The following is an 18,318-nucleotide window of genomic DNA, read 5'->3' on the forward strand; positions in this document are numbered from 1 at the left end:
CGCTGATCTTGCAGATGACCGGGCGGCCCGCGGCTTCCGCCCCGTTGACCATGGCCTCGGCGTGCTCCAGGGTGATCACGTTCAACGCGCTGACGGCCCGTCCGTCGCGGCACGCGGAGCTCACCACGTCGGCGGTGGGAGTCAGCGGCACGGACGGCCTCCTGTCGCGGTGTGCGAGGGCCGCGACGGCCGCAGGGGCGGGGACAGCGGCAGCGGCAGCGGCAAGGACGTGCGGAACATGCAGGGTTTTGTTCGTTTGAGGACCATAAAACACTTAATCAAGCGCTGTGGTTTCATGGATATGCGCACCTTGTGGCGCACACCGTGGACAGGGAGTTGTGAGACATGGCGGCACCGCAGGCCCGGTGGAGCGCGCTGCTGGAGATGCTGACGCGCGATGGACGGATCGAAGTCGAGCCGGCCGCCGAGGAGTTGGGGGTCTCCGCCGCGACGATCAGGCGCGACCTCGACGAGCTGGCCCGCCAGCAGATGGTCACCCGCACGCACGGCGGAGCCGTGATCAACGCGATCGCCTACGACCTGCCGCTGCGTTACAAGGCCGCGCGCAAGGCTCCGGAGAAGGAGCGGATCGCGGACGCGGCGGCCGGGCTGGTCAAGGCCGGCGCCGTGGTGGGACTCAACGGCGGCACCACGACCACCGAGGTGGCGCGGGCGCTCGCCACCCGGCCCGACCTGAGTTCCGGCGGCGCGGAGACGGCGGTCACCGTGGTGACCAACGCCCTGAACATCGCCAACGAACTGGTCGTACGGCGCCACGTGAAGCTCGTGGTGACCGGCGGGGTGGCCCGGCCGGCGTCCTACGAGCTGATCGGGCCGCTGGCCACCGAACTGCTCGCGGAGATCGCGCTGGACCAGGTCTTCCTCGGGGTGGACGCCATCGACGTGGCCCATGGGGCGACCGCCCACCACGAGGGCGAGGCCGGTATCAACCGGGCGCTGGCCCGCCGCGCGCAGCAGGTCGTCGCGGTCGCCGACTCCTCCAAGCTGGACCGGAGGGCGTTCGCCCGTATCTGCCCGGTGGAGGACATCGACGTCCTGGTGACCGACAAGGCCGCCTCGGACGAGCTGACCGAGGCGTTCACGGCGGCCGGTGTGGAGGTCATCCGCGCCTGACACCGCACGCGGCTTCCGCGGCGGCCCGGCCCAGGTAAACGGCGGCCGGGCGATGCCCGCCTTGGCGAAGTGACGGGCGCGGGCGTGACTCCCCGTGGTCGATCGCCTCCCGTGCGGGCACCGAGGTCACGGCCTCGTCCGGGCCGACGGGTGTCAGGCGTCGAGGGACTCGGCGAGGGAACGGGGGCGCAGATCCGTCCAGTTGGCCTCGACGTACTCCAGGCAGGCCTCCCGGGTGTTCTCCTCGAAGGCCACCGTCCAGCCGCCGGGCACGTCCGCGAAGGACGGCCAGAGCGAGTGCTGTCCCTCGTCGTTCACGAGGACGAGGAATCGGCCGTCGGCGTCGTCGAAGGGGTTGGTGCTCATGTGCCGGTGCCTCCTATAAAAATTAGGTTAGGCTCGCCTAATTGCAAGTGAGCTTAGCCTTCTCGCTTTCCGCTCCACAAGGAGACGTCCATGAGGTTGGTGGGGGACGACACGTTCGCCGCGTTCGCACTGCCCGGCACACCCGGCACCGACGCGTTCTGGGCGGCCGCGCGGACGCCCGCGTCGATACCCGACGGCGACGGCTGGGTCACCCTCTTCCTGTGGCGTGGGTCCCGTGCGGCGGCGATCGACTTCGAGAGCTGGTCCGAGCCGGTGCCGTTGAGCCGGTTCGGTGACACCGACTGCTGGTACGCCGAGGTGCGCATGCCCGCGCGGCTGCGGGTGACGTATCAGTTCCGCGTGGGCGAGGAGGCGTACGCGGATCCGTTCAACCCGGTCGGTGCGGGCGGCGACCGGTCCATCGCCGCGACGCCGGACGCGCCGGCCCAGCCGCACTGGCCCGCCGTCGGCCCGGACGGTGTGCTGACCCTGCCCCGTACCCGGATCCGCTGGGCCGGTGAACGGCTGGGCGGGCGGCGGACCGTGCGGGTGCATCCCGCGGGTGGGGGCGGGCCGGTGGTCCTGCTGCTGGACGGGGACGACTGGCTGTATCTGCACCCGGCCATGACCGCGTTCGACTCGGCGGTCGCCGCTGGGGAGATGCCGCCGGTCACCCTGGTCTTTCTGCCGGCCAGCGACAGGGAGGCGGAGTTCGCGTGCCGGGCCGAGCTGTGGGAGGCGGTCCGGGACGAACTGCTGCCGCTGGTGGCGGAGTCGGGGGTGACCGTTGAGCTGGACCGGCTGGTCGTCGCCGGTCAGAGCCTCGGTGGGTTGAGTGCGGTGTACGCGGCGCTGGAGTTTCCGGAGTTGGTGTCCCGGGTGGCCTGTCAGTCGGGGTCGTTCTGGTGGACGTCCGAGGCGGTGGGGTCGGCGGATCCGTTGGGGGGTCCGGTGGGTGGCGCCATCGCCGACCGGCTGCGGCAGGGGCCCGATCTGGCGGGGCTGCGGGTCGCGTTCGACGTGGGGGAACACGAGACGCGGATGCTGCCGCATTGTGAGGCGGTGGAGGTCCTGGCCGAGCAGGCCGGGGCGACCGTGCGGGTTGCGCGGTCGGCCTCCGGGCATGATCGGGCGGGGTGGCGGCATGCGTTGGTCAGGGATGTCGCCTGGGCGTTGAGGGCGCTGTAGTCGCCTGCGGGCCGGTGGGGGCCGGCCGCGCGTCCCTGGAGGTTCATCTCGCCACCGCCGAGCAGTAGTTCTCGTCCGTTGCCAGTAGGTTCCGGTGCGTGTCCTCCGCCGTGATGACTCCGTCGTCCAGGACGAGGACCCGGTCGGCGGCGTCCAGGAGGGCCGGGCTGCTGGTGAGGACGATGGTGGTGCGGCCCCGGCGCAGCTTCGCGATGTTGCGGGCGATGAGCTGTTCCGTGACCGCGTCGACGGCCGTCGTCGGATCGTGCAGGACGAGGACGTCGCTGTCGGCGGCCAGGGCGCGGGCCAGGGAGAGTCGTTGGCGCTGCCCCCCGGAGAGGTTGGCGCCGCGGTCGCGCACGGCGTAGTCGAGGCCTTCGCGGTGGAGGGCGACCACGTCGGTCAGCATGGACGCCTCGACCGCCTCGGGGATCATCCGGCCGGTGCCCGACGGGTCGATGTTCGAGCGGAGCGTCCCCGCGAAGATCTCCCCGTCGTACGGGTTCACCAGCACGTGCTCGCGGACCGCCTCGACCGACAGGTCGGCGAGGTCCCGGCCGCCGACCCGCACCGTTCCCTCGTACCCGCCGGGCGGGACGTTCACGGCCAGGATCGACGCGAGGTCGGCCGCCGCGCGCGGCTGGTAGGCGGCGATCGCCACGAACTCCCCGGCGAGCACCTGGAACTTCAGCCTGCGCAGGGTTCCGTACCGGACGCAGTCGAGCTCCACGTCCGCGCTCTCGGCCGGGCGTTCGGATCCCGGGGTCATCACCGGCGGCGCGGTCAGCACCAGTGCCATGCGCTCGGCCGAGGCGCGCGCCATCATCACGTACTTCGGCATCTCCGAGAACAGCTTCAGCGGTTCCATGATGAACTGCGCCAGGCCCACGGCCATGACCAGCTCGCCGATGCTGATCCGGCCGTCGAAGGCCAGCCAGCCCGCCGTCAGCGTCACGGCGCCGGCGAGCACCGCGTTGAGGGCCAGGGCCGTGCCCGCGTACGCGCCGTTCACCTTGGCGACGGTGATCGCCTGGACCTTAGCCTCCGTGCTGACCTTCCGGTAGGAGCGGAACGCCGCGTGGTTGCCGCCGAAGCCGTGCAGCGGGCGCAGGCCGGTGATCAGGTCGGCGACCTTCGCGCCCGCCCGTGCCACGCGGGCCTGCTGTTCCTGGGTGCTGGTGCCGATCCGCTTCGACAGCACGCTCAGACAGGACAGGATCGCGACGGTTCCCACGATCACCAGCAGGCCGAGCCGGATGTCGGCCAGGCCCAGCGCGACAGCCGCGACCACCACCGCGACCAGCGAGCTGATCAGCAGCGGCACCACCTCGATGATGTCGGCGGTCTGGTCGGCGTCCTCGGTGGCGATGGTCAGCACCTCGCCGGACTTGAGGTCGACGTCCCTGGCCACCGGCTGGAGCCCGCAGGCCGCGACCTTCACGCGCCAGCGGTGCGCCTCCGTCGTGTTGGCCTTCTGCAGGATGCGCATCCCGAACCGCCAGGACAGCGACACGGTCGTGATGATCACGGCCAGTACGGCGATCGAGAGGCCGAGCGCGCCGGGGCCGCGGTCCCGCATCGTGTGCTCGACGATCAGGCCGAGCGCGATGGGGAAGGCCGTCTCGCCCGCCTGGTACAGGCCCATGAGGAGGGTGCCACCGGCCATGGCGCCGACGTTGCGGCGCAGGGCGGTGCGGAGGATGTCGGACCCCGAGCGGGGCCACTGCGTGTCAGGAGTTGTCATCGAGGTGGCGGGCAATCGCTTCCGGGGTGCGCAGGGTGAACAGATCGCGGATCGTGATCACGGGACCGTACTCGCGGCGGAGCAGCCCGATCAGCCGCACCGCCAGCATGGAGTGTCCTCCGAGGGACGCGAAGTCGCTCACCGCGCTCACCTCGTCGTCGTCCAGGTCCAGCGCCTCGGCGAAGTACTCGCACACCACGGTCTCGGTCTCGGTCGCGGGGCCCCGCTCCCCCGCCGTGGTCAGCGCGCCCAGCGGCTTGGCCTCGGGCAGCGCCTTGGTGTCGGTCTTCCCGTTCACCGTCAGCGGGATGCTGTCGACCTGGGCGTAGTGGGTGGGGCGCAGGAAGTCCGGCAGCCCGGCGCCGACTTCGGCGGCGACCGTGGCCAACTCCGCGCCGTCCAGCACCAGATAGGCGGCCAGCCGGTACGCGCCGTCGACCTGGGGGTCGGGCTGGGCGACCGCGGCGGCGAACCGCACCGCCGGGTGGGCGGCGAACACGGCCTCCACCTCGCCGAGTTCGACGCGGTGCCCGCGGATCTTGACCTGCTGGTCGGTGCGGCCCAGGTACGTCAGGTTGCCGTCGGGCCGGCGGACCACCAGGTCCCCGGTGCGGTACATGCGCTCACCGGGTTTCCCGAACGGGCAGGCGACGAAGCGGTGCGCGGTCTGGGCGGGCTGCCCGAGGTAGCCGCGCGCGATGCCGATGCCCGCGACGTACAGCTCACCGGGGACGCCGTCCGGCAGCGGCCGCAGCCACGGGTCCAGGACGTAGACGTCGGTGTTGTCGATGGCCACGCCCACCACGGGGTCCTCGCACTCGAACGTGCCGACGCCGAGGGTGTTGATGGTGTACTCGGTGGGTCCGTACAGGTTGTAGCCGACCGTTCCCTCGGTTTCGGCGAGGCGCTGCCACAGCGTCGGGGTGACGGCCTCGCCGCCGAGCAGCACCAGCGGCGGCCGGCGTCCCGGGTCGTCGAGCAGGCCCTCGCCCACCAGTTGCTGGGCGTAGGTCGGCGTCACGTTGACGACGTCGATCCCGTGCTCCAGGCAGTACGCGACCAGCCGGGGCGCGTCCCGGCGCAACTCCTCGTCGCAGACGTGCACTTCGTGCCCGTCGGCGAGCCACAGCAGCTCCTCCCAGGACATGTCGAACGCGAACGACACGGTGTGCGCGATCCGGAAGACGCGGTGGCCGTGCTCCGCCAGCACCGGCTCGAAGATCCGTCGCTGATGGTTGATCAGCATGTTGGTGAGTCCGGCGTACTCGGTCACCACGCCCTTGGGCTTGCCGGTCGAGCCTGAGGTGTAGATCGTGTACGCGGGGTGCCGCAGGCGGTCCGGGTCGTCCGGTGCGAACGTCACAAACGGCTCGGCCTCGGGCAGCGGGCGGTCCAGTTCGATCAGTTCGGCGTCCAGCGAGGCCAGCCGGGGCGACACGGTGCTCACGGTGAGGATCACCTCGGGGCGGGCGTCCTGGACGATCGCCGCGATCCGCTCGTCCGGGTGGTCCAGCTCCAGCGGCACGTAGGCGGCGCCGACCCGCAGCACGGCGAACAGCGCCACGATCGAATCGAGGGAGCGCGGGATCGCGAGAGCGACGTTCGTCTCCGGGCCGAGGCCGCGCCTGGCGAGCACGCCGGCCACCGCGCGGCTGCGGTCGCGGAGTTCGGCGAACGTCATCGTCGAACCGTGGGCGACGAGCGCGATCCGCCGCGGTGCGCGGTCCGCCGCCCGGTCGAACCGGTCGACGACGGTGTCGGTGCCGACATCCGTACGCTCACCCCGCGTGGGCTCCGGCCCCAGGCCCCGCAGGGCGCCCACCGGGCCGGTCGACCGGGCCAGGTCCTCCAGTACGCGAAGGTAGTCGTCGAGGAGGCGACGGGCGCCCGCGGTGTCCTCGTCGCGGTACTCCAGTTTGACGGTGAGGCGGTCGCCGGGCGTGACGACCCAGGTGAACGGATAGTGCGTGGAGTCGTCGGCCTGCACCGAGGTGATGCCGTGCCGGGCGTTCATCTCGGCGAAGGCGTCCCTGTCCAGGAAGTTCTGGAGCACGAACAGGTTGTCGAACAGGGTGTCGTGCCCGCCGGCCCGCTGGATCTCGCCGAGTCCCAGGTGCTCGTGCTCCATCGCCTCGACCCGGGCCGCCTGTACGGCTGAGAGGTACTCGCCGACCGTGTCGTCCGGCCGTGGCCGCGTCCACATCGGCACGGTGTTGAGCAGCACGCCGACGATGTCGGACAGTCCCTCTCCCTCGCGGCCGGAGACGGTCACGCCGAACACGGCGTCACTGCGGCCCGTGCGGGCGCCGAGGAGCAGGCCGAAGGCCCCGGTCAGCACGGAGTTCAGCGTGACGCCGTGCGTCCTGGCCGCCTCCCGCAGCAGGTCGGACTGCTCGGCCGACAGCGTGTGCACGAGCGCGCGCGGCAGGTCGTCCGGGAAGGACGGTGCCGGTCCGGCGAGCAGCGTGGGGCCGGGGAGCCCGGCCAGGTGCTCCGCCCAGAAGCGTTCCGAGACGGCGGAGTCCTTGGCGTCGAGGGCCCGGGCGTAGTCCTCGAAACCCGGAGTGGCGGGGACGGCGTCGACGGGCTCGCCCGCGACGACGGCCCGGTACGCGTCGAACAGGTCCCGCAGCACGATCTCGCGGGACCAGCCGTCCCACAGCAACAGGTGGTGGCTGAGCAGCAGGCCGTCGCGCTCGCCGGGCAGACGCACCACGGTCAGCCGGATCAGCGGAGGCTCGCCCGGGTCGAAACCGGTGTCGCGGTCCCGGGCCCGCAGGGCGTCGGCCTCGGCGTCCGTCGCCAGCTCGATCGTGCGGACGTCGACCCGCCGGCCGGCCTTGAGGACCTGGACGGGGTTGCCGTCGGAGTCGGTCGTGAACCCGGCGCCGACGACCGGGTGCCGGGCGATCACGTACGCCATCGCCTCGGCCAGCGCGCCCGTGTCCAGGCGCCGGTCGAACCTGAACCAGCTCTGCGCCACGTAGTGCCCGGCCGAGCCCGCCATCTGCGCCTGGAAGAACAGGCCTCGCTGGAGCGGGGTGACCGGTGCGGTGCGCTCGGCTGTCGTGGCGGCGTCCGCGATGCGCTTCAGGGCGCGGTGCCAGTGCTCGGTGATCTCACCCGGGATGCCCTCGGCGAGCCTGAACTCCGCGTGCAGGCTGCCGGTGGTCCCGTCGAGCCAGGCGTTGACCTCGACGGCGTACGGGCTGCCCTGGCCGCCGCCGGTGAGGTGCACCGCCTGGGACTCGCTGCCCCGGCCGAGGTAGTTGAACAGCACTTGCGGGTGGCCGGTGTTGAGCAGTGGGGCCGTCTGCGGGTCGAGATACCTGAGCTGTCCGTAGGCGACGTGGGCGCGCTCGTCCGGCTGGCGTTCGGCGACCTCGCGGGCCGCCTCGACCGGGTCTGTGTGCGCGGTGAGGCGTACGGGTGCGATGGAGGTGAACCACCCCACCGTACGGGTGTAGTCGTGGTGTTCCACCACCGGGACCCGGCCGTGCCGCTCCAGGTCGATGGCGAGGTCGGTGGGCGAGGGCTGGATGTGGGTCAGCGCGGTGCGCAGGGCGCCGCACAGCAACTCGGTGAGGCCGACGCCGAGTGCGGCGGGCGCGGTGCGCGTCACGCGGTCGGCCACCTCGGGCGGGAGGACGACCGTGGTCTCCCGCTGTCCCTCGACGGCGGGGAGCAGCGCGGGGGCCTGGAGGGTGGTGACCCAGTGTCCGAGGTCGTCGACGGCCTCGGCCGACTGGACTGTCAGTGCTTCGGCGTACTCGGCGTACGACGTGGTCGGTGCGGCCAGGGCTTCCCTGCGCAGGGCCGTGGCCAGGTCGTCCAGCAGGATCAGCCAGGACACCGCGTCGACGGCGAGGTGGTGCACGGTGACGACCAGGGTCCGGCTCGCCTCCAGCCACGAGAAGGCGACGACCTCTCCCGCCTCGGGGTCGAGCCGTCCGGCGGCGTTGTTCGCGGCGGTCGTGGCGTCGGTGGGGTCCGGTACGACGGTGACTTCGCGGACCGGTTCGGTGCGGAGGGTCCACACTCCGTGTCGGGTGTGGAGTCGCAGGCGCAGGGCGGGGTGTGCGGCGACTACGGCGCTGGCGGCGCGTTCGACGTCGGCGAAGGAGCAGCTCTCGGGGACCGCCAGTGTCCTGGCCTGGGCGAATCCGGTGAGTGAGCCGCCGAGTTCGCGTTGGCGCAGGATGATCGGCGTGGGGTGGAGCGGGCCGTCCTCGCGATGGGTCGAAACGGCCGCCTGTCGTGTGCTCGTCGCCAGGTGTTCGGCGAGTGCGCGGGGGGTCTTGTGCAGGAACACGTCCCGGGGGGTGATGGGCAGGCCGAGTGTCCTGGCCTTGTTCACGACCGTGATGGCGATGATGCTGTCGCCTCCGGCGTGGAAGAAGTCGGTGTCGGGGGTCACGTGGGTGCCGGGCAGTGTCTCTGTGAAGATCTCCGTGAGTGCGGCCACTGCTGAGTTTTCGTCTGCGGGTGTGTGGTGGCTGGGCGCGCCTTTCCCCACGCCCCTGAAGAGGGTCCGCTTCTCCAAGGCCTTTCGGTCCAGCTTGCCGTTGATCGTCAGAGGTAGTGCTTCAGCCGGCATCACCCTGCCCGGGACCATGTGTGCGGGCAGCTTCGTGGAGAGCTGGGCGGCGAAGTCGGACGGCATCCGGCCCACCACGTGCGCCACGAGGTGATCCCCGCTGTCCGCCACCGTCACCGCCACGTCGGTCACGCCGTCGAGTTCCCGGATCGCGGTCTCCACCTCGCCCGGTTCGATGCGGAAGCCCTTGACCTGGACCTGGTCGTCGGCGCGGCCGACGAACTCCAGCTCGCCGTCGAGGGTGCGGCGGGCCAGGTCGCCCGTGTGGTACATGCGGGAGCCGTCCCCCGCGAAGGGGTTCGCCACGAACCGGCCCGCGGTGAGCCCGGGCCTGCCCAGGTAGCCGAGCGACACCTGGTCGCCGGAGACGTAGATGGCGCCCACCCGGCCCGGCGGCACCGGGCGGAGCCGATCGTCGAGGAGGTGGGTGACCAGGCCGGGCAGGGGGCAGCCGATCGGGCTGATGTAGTCGCCAGGGCCGAAGTCCTCCTGGGTCAGCACGCGGTGGGTGACGTGGACGGTGGTCTCGGTGATGCCGTACATGTTGACCAGCTCGGGCGAGCCGGTGCCATGCCGCTCGACCCAGCCGCGCAGCCGCCCGAGGTCGAGCGCCTCGCCGCCGAAGATGACGCGGCGCAGGGCGGGCAGGGGCTGACCGGCGTGCCGGTCGGCCTCGATGAACTGGTAGAAGGCGGACGGCGTCTGGTTGAGCACGGTCACCCCGCGCTCGCGGACCAGCCGGTGGAAGTCGACCGGGGAGCGGGTCAGCCCGTACTCCGGCACCAGCAGCTCACCGCCGTACGCGAGCGCTCCCCACAGCTCCCAGACCGCGAAGTCGAAGGAGAAGGAGTGGAACTGGACCCACACGTCGTGCGGGCCGAAATCCAGGTCGGGCTGGGTGTGGGCGAGCAGCGTCACCACGCTGGAGTGCGGGACGACGACGCCCTTGGGCCGGCCGGTCGAGCCGGACGTGTAGATGACGTAGGCGGCGTCGTGCCAGCCGGCCCGGTGGCGCGGCTCGGTCGTGGCCTGCGGAAGGTCGTCGCCCTGGACGAGTACCCGGGCCGGTACGCCCGTCCGGGCCAGGAGTTCGGTGAAGCGGTCGCGCTGGTCCCGGTCCACGAGGACGACCTGCGGCGCGGCGTCGGCGAGGATGTACTCCAGCCGTTCGTCCGGGTACGCCAGGTCCAGCGGTACGTACGCGCCGCCCGCGGTGACGATGGCGACCAGGGCGACGACCTGCTCGACGGACCGGGGGACGGCGACGGCGACCCGTCGGCCGGGGCCGACCCCGGCGGCGCGCAGGGCGGCGGCCAACTCGTTCTTGACGTCGGCCAGTTCGCCGTACGTCAGGGACCGGGTACGGCCGTCGAGACCGCACTGGGTGACGGCGGTGGCGGCCGGGTCGCGCCCTGCGGCGGTGTCGAACAGGTCGCCGAGGGTGGTCGGGGTGATGCGTGCGGGGCGCCGGTCGTCGTCGCGGGCCAGGTCGTCGACCAGGGTGTCCGGCCGGGTGAGCAGGGCGGTGAGGGTCGAGGTGAACGTGCGCAGGATCGCCTGGGCGGTCGTCTCTCGCAGCAGCTCGCCGTCGTAGATCAGGTTGAAGCGCGGGCGGCCGTCGAGTGCGCGTTCCACGACCAGGGTCAGCGGGTAGTGCGGTGCGCCCTCGTTGACGAGGCCGGTGACGACCAGGGTGTCGCCGGGCCGGTGCAGTGCGGCCACGTCGGTCGCGACGTCGAACACCACGAGGGTGTCGAACAGGGAGGCGGCGTCGGCCTGGCGGCCGATCCTGGCCAGGGAGACGTGCTGGTGCGGCAGGACCGCACCCTGGTGTTCCCGCACCGAGGCGAGCAGGTCGCGGGCGGTGGTGGTGGCGGTCCAACGGGCGCGGACGGGGATCGTGTTGATGAACAGGCCCACCATGTCCTCGATGCCGGGCACGTCCGCGTCGCGGCCGGACACCGTGGAGCCGAACACCACGTCCTGTCCGTGCAGGATGCCGCCCAGCGTCACCGCCCAGGCGCTGTGCACGGCCACGCTCAGGGGCACGCCGGCCGACCGTGCGGCCGCGTCGATGTCCTGGTCCGGGCGCACGGCGGTGTCGGCGAACCGGTCGGACGGGGTGTGGCCCTCGGCGACCAGCGACGGGCCGGGCAGCTCCGCGAGCTGCTCGCGCCACACCCGGTCGCTCTCGTCGGCGTCCCGTCCGGCGAGCCAGGCCACGTAGTCGGAGAAGCCGCCGACCGGGCGGACGGTCCCGGGCGCGTGGTACTCGGCGAGCAGGGCGTGGAGCATCGGCGGCACCGACCAGCCGTCGGCGATGATGTGGTGCACGGTCTGTACGAGGACGTTCCGGCCGGGGCCCGAGCGGACCAGGGTGTACCGCATCAGCGGACCCGTGGCCAGGTCGAATCCGGCGCGGCGGTCCCGCTCGGCCAGGTCGCGCAGCTCGGCGTCGGTGATGCCGGGGCGGTCCAGGGTGGTGAAGGGCGCCTCGACGCCGCTCTCCAGCACGGAGACCACGCGGCCGTCGGCGAGGGCCACGAAGCGCGCGGCGAGGTTCGGGTAGAGCGTGAGCAGCCGGGTGGCCGCGGCGGCGAGCCGGTCGGCGTCCACCTCGCCGTCCAGGGTGAGCAGTTGCTGTTCGACGTAGGCGCCGGCCGAGTCGTCGTCGAAGACGGAGTGGAAGTACAGGCCCTCCTGCAGCGGTGTCAGCGGCAGGATGTCCCGCAGCGCCGGGCCGTCGAGGGCGTCGACGTCGGCCTGGGTGAGCGGCACGAGGCCGAAGTCGCTGGGCGAGTGGCCGCCGTGCGGGTCGAGTGCGGCCAGTTGGGCCAGGGCGTCCCGGAAGTAGCCTCCGATGGTGGCGATGTCCTCGTCGGTGAACATGCCGTCGGGCCAGGAGATGGTGGTGACCAGGTCGTACGCGCCGGTCGGGGCCGGTTCGGCGATCGCGTTGAACTCCAGGGCGCGCGGCAGGCGCATGCGGGGATCCCGCTTCTCGCCCAACTGACCGGTGGCCCGCGCGAGTTGCCAGTCGCCCGGCTCGCCCGCGGCGAAGCGGCCGAGGTAGTTGAAGAGGACCTGGGGGGCCGGGGCGTCGAACTCGGTGTCGGTCAGGTACCGCAGGGCACCGTAGGAGACGCCGTTGTCCGGGACCCGGGCGAGGTCTTCCTTGACGGCCTTGAGGGCGGCGGTCAGGTAGGCGGGGGAGGTGAAGTCGGCGGCCGCCGGGCCGGGGTCGACGGTGACCGGGAAGAGGGTCGTGAACCAGCCGACGGTCCGTGACAGTTCGGGCTCGAAGCCGGCGGAGGGCGCCACGAACTGTGCTTCGCGGCCGTGGCCTTCCAGTTCGATGTGCGCGAAGGTCTGGTCCTGTCCGAGGTCGCGGCGCCACCGGGCGAGTGCGACGGCGAGTGCGGTCAGCAGGACGTCGTTGACGCCCGTGTGGAACTTCGCGGGGATCTCGCCCAGCAGGGCGGCCGTGATCTCCGGGCCGGCCGAGACGGTCCGCAGTCGCTCCGTGGCGACGGTGTCGGCGTCGGACAGCGCGCGCCTGCCCACCGGTTGGTCCGCTGCGGGCAGCGGGCGCCGGTAGTAGGAGCTGTCCGCGTCGAACGCGGCGCGCTCCAGCAGGTGCGTCCAGCGCCGGAAGGACGTGCCCACGGGGGGCAGTTCGACCGGGGTACCGGAGGTGAACTGCCGCCAGGCCGTGGCCAGGTCGTCCATCAGGATCCGCCAGGACACGCCGTCGATCACCACGTGATGGGCGACCAGGACCAGCTGCCGTGCCGCCCGGCGCCAGACGGCGCGCAGCATCACGCCGTTGTCGGGATCCAGGGCGCCGGTGGCGAGGGCGACGCACGCGTCGAGCGGCCGGTCGCTCTCCTGCCAGCCGGCGACGGCCCGGTCCGGCTCCGGGATGTCAAAGCCCCAGCGCTCTGCGCGCACCAGCCTGGCGCGCAGCATGTCGTGCCGGCGGACCAGGGCGGTGAGGATCTCGTCGAGCGCGTCGGCGGTCAGGTCCGGCGGGGTGTTCAGCACGACGGACTGTACGAAGCCGTCGATCGCGGCGGTGGTCTCGCCGAGCCACCGCACGATGGGCGAGCCCACGACGGACCCGGTCGCGACATCGCGGTGGTCGACGGTGGAGACGTCCTCCCGGCTCGCGACCGCGGCCAGGGCTCCCACGGTGCTGTGGGTGAAGATCTGCCGTGCCGTGACGTAGAGGCCCGCCTCCCGCAGCGCGGTCAGCAGCGAGATCGCCAGGATGCTGTCGCCGCCGAGCTGGAAGAAGTCCTGGTCGACGCCGACCTCTTCGAGCCGCAGCACCGCCGCGACCGCGGCGCACACCGCGCGCTCGTTGTCGGTGGTGGGCCGCAGCAGCGTGCCCGTGCCGATCACGGGTTCCGGCAGGGCGTTGCGGTCGAGCTTGCCGTTGGCGGTGAGGGGGAACTCCGTGAGCACGACGATGTGGGCGGGCACCATGTACGCGACCATGTGCTCGACGGCCCACGCCTTGACCTCGTCGGCCCGCAGGTCCTCGCGGCCGGCGGCCGGGATGACGTAGCCCACCAGGTAGGTGCCGCCCGCCGTGTTCTTCCGCGCGACGACGCAGGTGTGGCGTACGCCGGGGTGCTCCGCGAGGCCGGCCTCGACGTCCTCGGTCTCCAGCCGCATGCCGCGAATCTTGATCTGGTTGTCGGCACGCCCGAGGAAGTCCAGGGAGCCGTCCGGGGCGAATCGGGCGAGGTCGCCGGTGCGGTAGAGGCGGGAGCCGTCGTTCGCGAAGGGGTTGGCGACGAACCGTGAGGCCGTCAGACCGGGCGCGCCCACGTAGCCGCGCCCCAGGAGGAACCCGCCCACGTACAGTTCGCCGCCGACCCCGACGGGGACCGGGCGCAGCTCCTCGTCCAGGACGTACAGCCGGGTGTTGGGGTTGGCCTTGCCGATGGACGTCGACAGGCGCTCCGCCTCTCCCCGGTAGATGACGTGGGAGACGCCGATGGTCGTCTCGGCCGGGCCGTAGCCGTGGTACATGGGGATGTCGAGCTTGGTGCGGAACCGCTCGTACAGCTCCGGGGTCAGCACCTCGCCGCCGCACCACACGTGCCTGAGGCTGTCGAGCCGGCCGGAGTCGCCGGCGATCTCCAGCAGCACGTCCAGCATGGACGACACCACATAGGTGAAGGTGACGCGCTGTTCGGCGATGACGCTCAGCAGATGGTGCGGGTCGCGTTCGCCGCCGGGGCGCAGCACCACCAGCCGGGCGCCGGACACCAGCGGCAGGAATATCTCGTTGACGGAGATGTCGAAGGACAGCGGCGCCTTGAACAGCGAGGCGTCGTCGGGGCCGAAGCCCAGGATCTCGTTCACCTGCCACAGCAGGCGCTCGCTGATCGCCTCGTGCCGGATCATGGCGCCCTTGGGCCGTCCGGTCGAGCCGGAGGTGAAGATCACATACGCGAGGGCGTCACCGCGGACGGTGACGCCGGTTCCCCCGGTGGGGTGGGAGCCGTGGCGCCAGTCGTCGAGGTCGACGGCCACGGCCGGCGGTTCGGCCAGGTCGTGCTCGCCCGAGTGGTTGAGCTGGACGACGACCCGGGCGTCCTCGATGACCACGGCCCGGCGCGCGGCGGGCCACTGCGGATCGAGCGGCACGAACGCGCACCCGGCCTGGAGCACGGCGAGCAGGCCGATGACCATCTCGGCGGAGCGGCCCAGGGAGATGCCGACGACCTGTTCGCGGCCGAGGCCGCGCTCGATCAGACGGTGGGCCAACTGAGCGGCGTGCTCGGCCGTTTGACGGTAGGTCAGTGAACGGCGCTCGTCGACGATGGCGACGGCGTCCGGCCGGGTCCGCGCCTGCTCGTGGAACATCTCGACGATGGTGGGTCGGATCCGGTCGGCGTCGGTGTCGTTCCACCGGGCCAGGAGTTCGAGTCTGGCCGCCGCACTGGACGGGCCGATGCTGCCGAGGGGCCGGTCCGGGAAGTCGGCCAGGTCGTCCAGCGCGAGCTGCGCCTCGGCCGCCGCGACGCCGTCGGGCACGGTGATGCTCCGGCCGTCCGCGCCGACCTCCCAGTCGCCGGGCCCGGTCCCGCCGTTGTCGACCCATCCGAGGACATCGGCGAACAGGCTGCCGGGGGTGAGGGCGATGCCGTCGGGGCTCTGGCCCGTCGTCCAGTACGACAGCCCGATCGCGCAGGCTTCGGTGATCGTCCTGTCGGAACGGTCGCCGGTCCGCCGGCGTACACCGGCCAGGCGTGCGGGGGAAAGCCGTACGAGACGAGCGCTCGGTTCCATCATCGAAGACTCAGCACCCTTTCAAGGAGACCAAAGTAAGCCCAACGTGCCTCGGGCTCGCCTAACTGCCCTCGCGCCATGCCTGCCACAGCCGTGCGTACCGGCCGTCCAGAGCGACCAACTCGTCGTGTGTGCCCTGCTCGACGACGCGGCCCGCGTCCAGCACGGCGATCCGGTCCGCCGCCATCGCCTGGGTCAGCCGGTGCGCCACGAACAGGGTGGTCCGGCCCGCGCACGCGGCCAGGACCGCGCGTTCCAGCTCGGCGGCGCCCTCGCTGCCGGCCTCCGCGGTGGACTCGTCGAGCACCACCACGGGCGAGCGGGCCAGCACCAGCCGCGCCAGGGCGATCTGGGCGACCTTGGTGACGTCCAGCCGCTCACCGCCCTCGCCGACCGTGGTGCGCAGCCCGTCGGGCAGCGCCTGGACCCATGCGCCGGCACCGACCGTGCGCAGCGCCTCGGTCAGTTCGGTGTCATTCGCCCCGGGCGCGGACAGTCGCAGGTCGTCGGCGAGCGGGCCGGAGAACACATGGGTCTCCTGCGTCAGGATGCTCACCAGGGCCCGCGCCCCGGCCTCGTCCAGCCCTGCCAGGTCCGTCGCGCCGATGCGTACCGACCCGGCGTCGGGAGTCCCGATGCCCGCGATCAGCGCGGCCAGGGTCGTCTTGCCCGCGCCCGTCGCACCCACCAGCGCGAGCGAATCCCCGGCCGGGATCGTCAGATCGACGTCTCTGAGCACCGGTTCCTCGGCGCCGGGGTAGCGGAACGTCAGCCCCCGCACCGTCACCGGCAGCGGTTCGGTGTCCGCCGGCGCGACGGCCGGGTCACCCACCAGCCGGCCCTCACCGGCCTCCCCCAGCACGCCGACCAGCCGGGTCAGGCTCGCGCCCGACTTCTGCGCCTCGTCGAAGGTGAACATGATCAGGCCGAGGGGGCCGAACAGCCGGTGGAACAGCAGCGGGGCCGCCGACACCTCGCCCAGGGTGGCCGCGCCGGCCTCCAGCAGGGCGTATCCCACCACGATGATCAGGACCAGCCCGATGAACTCGGCGCGGTTCTCCCGGCCGACGAACCGGCCGAAGAACCGGAACACCTCGATACCGAGGTCGCGCACGCGCCAGGACTCGCGGGTGACCTTCTCGCGGAAGGCGGCCTCCAGGCGGTACGCGCGGACCGTGTCGATCCCGTTCAGACCGCTGATCAACGCCTGGGCGCGGTCGGCCTGGGCCACCCGCTGCCTGCGGTAGAGCGGCGCGGAGCGGGGCAGGTACCAGCGCAGGGCGAGCGCGTAGGCGGGCAGCGCGCCGGCGCCCGCCAGTCCGAGCCGCCAGTCCAGGCCGAACATGCCGAACGTGGCGATGGTGACCAGCACTCCGGCCGAGAACACCGTCGGGATGGCGGTACGGATGCCCTTGGAGATGACGGCCACGTCGTCGCCGACCCGGGAGAGCACGTCGCCCCGGCCGACCTGTTCGACACGGGCGCTCGGCATGCCCAGTACCGCCCGGACCGCCCCCTCCCGCAGCCGTGCCAGCAGATCGGCGCCCAGCCGGCCGATCAGATACGTCGACACCGCGGTGGCCGCCGCGCCGAGCAGCGCGGCGGCCCCGATCAGCACCCCGATGGTGACCAGGACCGAGCGCGACTCACCCTCGACCACGCCGTCGACGACCCGGCCGAGCAGCAGGACGGGGAGCACCTGGAGCGCCGCGCCGGCCACCGTGGTGAGCACGGTGGCCGCCGACAGCCAGGGCATCTCGCGGCAGTGCGCCGTGACCCATCGGGTGGCCTCGCGTCCGGTCGCCGTGTGCAGGGCCGCCGGGGCGGGGCGGATGGCGGTCGGGCTCACGCCGCGACCCGGGCGGGCGAAGGACGGGACTCGGTGACCGGCATCGCTACTCGGCCGCCGACTTCACGAGCTCGTCGACGGCGTACGGCATGGACAGCAGGGTGCCCTGGGAGATGGCCGCGCCGACCGCCGGGCCCTCGCTGTCCAGCAGGTAGGACACGTCGCCCTTCTTCACGGCGTCCAGGTTGGCGAACAGCTTGAACTTCTTCAGCGCCGCCGTGTCGGCCTTGTCGTTGATCACGAAGATGTGGTCGACGTCGACCAGGTCGACGCGCTCGGGCGAGAGCTTGGTGTAGAAGCTGCCGCCCGCGACCTTGTCGATCTCGGTCTGGTACTGGAAGCCGATGCCCGTCACGAGCCGGCCGCGCACGTCGGTGGAGGTGAAGGGCGCCACCGAGTTCTCGTACCAGGACAGGACGACGGCCTTCTGCTTCGCGAGTTCGGGGTGTGCCTTCTTGGCCGTGTCGAGCTTGGCCTGGATGTCCCGCACCCTCTTCTCGCCCTCCTCGGCCTTGCCGAGTGCCTTGGCGATGTGCAGGGCGTTGTCCTGCCAGGGGGCGCTGAACGGCTCCTTCTCGGCTTTGGTGCGGGCCACCGTCGGCGCGATCCGGGAGAGCTTGTCGTAACCGGCCCGGTCGATCTCGGAGTAGACCGCGATGATCAGGTCCGGGCGCAGGGCGGCGATCTTCTCGTAGTTGGGGCCGGAGTCACCGTTCTTCATGATGACCTCGGGCTTGGCGGCGCCCCACTTGTCCTTCACCCAGGGCCACTGGGTGTTGATGTCGGGGCTCTTGCCCGCCGGGTTCGGGTACTGGTCGGTCATGCCGACCGGCTTGATGCCGAACGCCAGGACGCTCTGGTCGTCGGTGTAGCCGACGGTGACGACCCGCTTCGGGGCCTCGGTGACCTCGGTGGTGCCGAACGCGTGCTCCACGGTGACCGGGAAGGCGCCGGCCGCGGCGGTCGAGGAGGTGTCGCCGCCCTTGTCCGCCGCGTCGGATCCGGAACCGCACCCCGCGAGGAGGCCGACGCCCAGCGTGGCGGCCAAGACGAGTGCCGCGACCCGCCGCCGGGGCTTCCTGCGCGTCGTTCTGTGGAGGAGCATCCGTCAATCCCCTTGCATTCCGCACGGTC

Annotated in this window: 7 protein-coding genes and 1 pseudogene; 2 read left to right on the forward strand and 6 right to left on the reverse strand. The window is 72.0% G+C overall.

Features of this window, described 5'->3' with window-relative positions:
- Position 1: 1 nt before the first annotated feature.
- Positions 2 to 274, reverse strand: a pseudogene (locus ACFZDA_RS12565) (hypothetical protein); the annotation flags it as partial.
- Positions 275 to 345: 71 nt separating this feature from the next.
- Between ACFZDA_RS12565 and ACFZDA_RS12570 the strand changes: the two are divergent.
- Complete coding sequence (locus ACFZDA_RS12570; protein WP_391079024.1) at positions 346 to 1,134, forward strand: DeoR family transcriptional regulator; 789 nt, start codon at positions 346 to 348, stop codon at positions 1,132 to 1,134.
- Between the two features lie 153 nt (positions 1,135 to 1,287).
- Here the strand turns inward: ACFZDA_RS12570 and ACFZDA_RS12575 are convergent, their stop codons facing one another.
- Complete coding sequence (locus ACFZDA_RS12575; protein WP_391079027.1) at positions 1,288 to 1,500, reverse strand: MbtH family NRPS accessory protein; 213 nt, start codon at positions 1,498 to 1,500, stop codon at positions 1,288 to 1,290.
- 90 nt (positions 1,501 to 1,590) lie between these two features.
- Between ACFZDA_RS12575 and ACFZDA_RS12580 the strand changes: the two genes are divergently transcribed.
- Positions 1,591 to 2,688, forward strand: a complete 1,098-nt coding sequence (locus ACFZDA_RS12580; RefSeq protein ID WP_391079030.1) for an alpha/beta hydrolase-fold protein — start codon at positions 1,591 to 1,593, stop codon at positions 2,686 to 2,688.
- A gap of 43 nt (positions 2,689 to 2,731) precedes the next feature.
- Here the strand turns inward: ACFZDA_RS12580 and ACFZDA_RS12585 are convergent, their stop codons facing one another.
- Genes ACFZDA_RS12585 through ACFZDA_RS12600 form a run of 4 tightly spaced genes read right to left on the reverse strand, consistent with a single transcriptional unit; the run spans position 2,732 to position 18,289 of the window.
- Positions 2,732 to 4,432 (reverse strand): ABC transporter transmembrane domain-containing protein, encoded by a 1,701-nt coding sequence (locus tag ACFZDA_RS12585; protein ID WP_391079033.1) that lies wholly within the window; start codon positions 4,430 to 4,432, stop codon positions 2,732 to 2,734.
- The gene (locus ACFZDA_RS12590; RefSeq protein WP_391079036.1) at positions 4,419 to 15,338 is read right to left on the reverse strand and encodes an amino acid adenylation domain-containing protein; all 10,920 of its coding nucleotides are present in this window, start codon (positions 15,336 to 15,338) and stop codon (positions 4,419 to 4,421) included. The genes ACFZDA_RS12585 and ACFZDA_RS12590 overlap by 14 nt, the downstream gene beginning before the upstream one ends.
- A gap of 58 nt (positions 15,339 to 15,396) precedes the next feature.
- On the reverse strand, positions 15,397 to 17,184 hold the full coding sequence (locus ACFZDA_RS12595; RefSeq protein ID WP_391079039.1) for an ABC transporter transmembrane domain-containing protein: 1,788 nt from the start codon (positions 17,182 to 17,184) through the stop codon (positions 15,397 to 15,399).
- A gap of 46 nt (positions 17,185 to 17,230) precedes the next feature.
- A complete protein-coding gene (locus ACFZDA_RS12600; RefSeq protein ID WP_391079042.1) occupies positions 17,231 to 18,289 on the reverse strand; it encodes an ABC transporter substrate-binding protein in 1,059 nt (352 codons plus the stop codon).
- Positions 18,290 to 18,318: the final 29 nt, after the last annotated feature.

It is taken from the genome of Streptomyces sp. NPDC007991, assembly GCF_042958445.1.
In the GTDB taxonomy this organism is placed as follows: domain Bacteria; phylum Actinomycetota; class Actinomycetes; order Streptomycetales; family Streptomycetaceae; genus Streptomyces.

Coding starts and splice junctions, on each gene's coding strand:
- ACFZDA_RS12585 (WP_391079033.1), bottom strand. CDS start 4,432: ATGACAACTCCTGACACGCAGTGGCCCCGCTCGGGGTCCGACATCCTC.
- ACFZDA_RS12575 (WP_391079027.1), bottom strand. CDS start 1,500: ATGAGCACCAACCCCTTCGACGACGCCGACGGCCGATTCCTCGTCCTC.
- ACFZDA_RS12590 (WP_391079036.1), bottom strand. CDS start 15,338: ATGATGGAACCGAGCGCTCGTCTCGTACGGCTTTCCCCCGCACGCCTG.
- ACFZDA_RS12580 (WP_391079030.1), top strand. CDS start 1,591: ATGAGGTTGGTGGGGGACGACACGTTCGCCGCGTTCGCACTGCCCGGC.
- ACFZDA_RS12600 (WP_391079042.1), bottom strand. CDS start 18,289: ATGCTCCTCCACAGAACGACGCGCAGGAAGCCCCGGCGGCGGGTCGCG.
- ACFZDA_RS12570 (WP_391079024.1), top strand. CDS start 346: ATGGCGGCACCGCAGGCCCGGTGGAGCGCGCTGCTGGAGATGCTGACG.